2 protein-coding genes are annotated in these 1,033 nt (G+C 73.9%); one reads left to right on the forward strand and one right to left on the reverse strand.

The features are described 5' to 3' along the window. The first annotated feature begins 279 nt into the window (after positions 1 to 279). Positions 280 to 603, forward strand: coding sequence for a hypothetical protein (locus AC2W7C_RS18370; protein ID WP_486002631.1), 324 nt, complete (start codon positions 280 to 282; stop codon positions 601 to 603). Positions 604 to 607: 4 nt separating this feature from the next. Here AC2W7C_RS18370 and AC2W7C_RS18375 read toward each other — a convergent pair whose 3' ends face one another. Further along, positions 608 to 928, reverse strand: coding sequence for a P-loop NTPase family protein (locus AC2W7C_RS18375; RefSeq protein ID WP_486002632.1), 321 nt, complete (start codon positions 926 to 928; stop codon positions 608 to 610). Between the last annotated feature and the right edge of the window lie 105 nt (positions 929 to 1,033).

A 1,033-nucleotide genomic window follows, 5' to 3' on the forward strand; every position in this document is an offset into this window, starting at 1 on the left:
CGGGCGCGACGCCGTCTTCCGGTCCGTCGCGGCCGCGCCCGGACGCCCAGGCCTGGCTGAAGCCCTATCTGGAGCGCTTCTTCGGCCGCGAGGCCCGACGGAGACCGGGCTGATCGACGAGCCTTGGGGCTGCGGCAACTCCCTGCTGGTGCGCTCGGCCGCCCTGCCCGGCGCCGCGCCGTTCAGCGCTGCGGCCGACCAGACCGGCGGCGAGGACGACATCCTGTTCGCGGCGCTGAAGGCGCGCGCGGCCGCTTTCGGCTGGGCCGCCGACGCTGGGTGGAGAGTTCGCCCCCCGCCCATCGCGCCACCCTGCGCTACGCCCTGGCCCGCGCCTTCGCTTACGGCCAGGGGCCCAGCCAGACCGCCGCCGCCGGCCGGAACTGGCCGGGCGTTCTCCGCTGGATGATCATCGGAGCGGGCCAGGCCGTGGTCTGGGGCGCCTGCGCCGCCGCCCTGACCCTGACCGCCAGTCCCCAGCGCGCCGAGTTCTACGACCGCACCGCGCGGGGGATCGGAAAGCTGTTCTGGATGAAGGGCTTCGAGCCGCATTTCTACGGCGCGCGCGAATTGGCGCGTCTGGACGCCCAGAAGACCCGCTGAAGAGCTAGCCCGTCAGCCTGCGCAGGAAGGCCGGCGGATTGTAGGTCGAGCGGTTGACGACCACGCCCGCGATCCTGCCGCCCACCGCCTCGATCTCGTCGCGCAGGATCAGCGGCTCGTTCGGCGCGGTGCTCTCCGCCGCGACCACCAGGACGGTCGAATCCACGAACGGCGCCAGGGTGATGGCCGTGTCGCTGCGATCCGCCGCCGGCGTGTCGATGACCACCGTATCGGCATGCCGGCGCAGCGCGTCCCAGTAGCGGGCGTCGGCGACCACCTCGGCCCGCTGGCCCGAGCGCAGGCTCTCGCCGGCGAACCGCGTCACCCAGAGCCGACGCCCAGGCAGGGCCGCGCCGTCACCAGCCGAGCGGGATGGACCGGCTTGCCCGCGCGGTCCGTCACCCGCGGCGTCACCGCGAAGAAGATGGAG

The sequence above is a fragment of the Brevundimonas sp. CURTG3B2_SDJG genome, from assembly GCF_057364705.1.